Raw genomic sequence first — 1444 nt, forward strand, 5'->3', positions numbered from 1 at the left:
AAGGGTTGCGGTTCCTTGGTTTTGGTTGATGCCGGTAAAGACGGCATAAAGGATTCGCTCCATGCTGGCGCGGTCGGCCATCACGCCCATGGGCCGAGTTCTGCGGCGCACCTCGACGAAGCAGCGTTCGATGGCGTTGGTGCTGCGCGAAGCCTTTCTCCACTTGGGCTCTTTGAAGCAATAGTGCTCAAAAAGGGCGTCGAGATCGCCCGCCAGACAGGCAACGGCTTTCCGATAAGGGGCCTGCCATTTGTGGGCGAAGACGGCGGCGGCTTTTCGGGCGGCCTGGATACCCGAAGCGTTCATGATGCGTTGCAGATCGGCTTTAACCACTTCGCGATCGGTTTTGCGCACCTTGTCCAGTACGTTGCGCATTTTATGCACCCAGCAGCGCTGCACGGGCAGGTGCGGATAGACATAAGGCAGAGCCGCCAAAAGTCCCTTGCCACCGTCAGAGACCGCCAACTCCACCTCCCCGGCTTCCAGGCCGCGGTTGTACAGGTCCGTCAGGAACGTCTCCCAGGCTGCTTGCGATTCCCCATGGGCCAGGCGGAAATCGATCACCTCCTTTCTGCCATCGGGCCGGATGCCCAAAACCACCAGCACCGGGCGGCGAATCGCTCCCGCTCCGGTCTTGCGGGACAACGCCACACCGTCGAACAACAGCACACGGTAGCGTTCCGGGAGCCGGCGGCAATGCCAAGCGGCCACCTCCGCGTCCAGCTGTTTTGCCACCTTGCTGACCGTGGTGGCGCTGACCGGTTCTCCCAACAGGTGCAACAGGGCCGTGCCCACTTTGCGGGTGGACAGACCCAACACAAAGGCGGCCAGGATCAACCGGTCGATCTGCGGCGCCCTGCGGGCATAGCGCTCCAACACCTTCAGCGGTATGTAGATCCGGGTGCGTGGCACCCTCAGCTCCAAATCACCCACGCCCACCAACAGGTGGCGTGAATAGCTCCCGTTGCGCCGATCCTCAATCCCGCGCTCCTTGCAGCCTTCCAGGTGGGCGCTCACACGGGCTTCCATGCGCCCATGAATAATGCTCGCCAGCGCTTGGCGGCTCTCCTGGTGATAGATCGGATCGAAAAACATGCTTTGCTCGCCCAGAGCCTTCATGGTATCCATCGCCTGGGACACGCTGGTAATCAGTGTTGCTCCTGCCATTGGGGTCCTCCTTGGGGTTTTGGTTACCTACTTCGCAACCAAGGAGTACCCCTTTTCCATTTCGTCTCGCTACTGACACATAAACTCGTACATCACCGCCCGCGTGCATGGGGTTGCCTAATCCTGGCGATCGTCTTAGGGTTGGGTTAGCCTTTGTTTCCGGGGGCGGGGCCTTGGCGAACGGGCGGATTTTCTGCGGCGGAAGTCGGCCCGGGTCGTTTACGCCGGCCGTCCACCCAACTCTGTCACACCGGCACGAGCGGTCTTATGAACGCCA

At 61.1% G+C, this 1444-nt stretch carries 1 protein-coding gene; it reads right to left on the reverse strand.

Features of this window, described 5'->3' with window-relative positions; translation table 11 throughout:
* The coding region (locus FVQ81_18515) for an IS256 family transposase (protein MBW7998525.1) at positions 1-1167 on the reverse strand (1167 nt) is incomplete at its 3' end.
* Between the last annotated feature and the right edge of the window lie 277 nt (positions 1168-1444).

It is taken from the genome of Candidatus Glassbacteria bacterium (assembly GCA_019456185.1).
Classification (GTDB): Bacteria; Gemmatimonadota; Glassbacteria; order GWA2-58-10; family GWA2-58-10; genus JAJRTS01.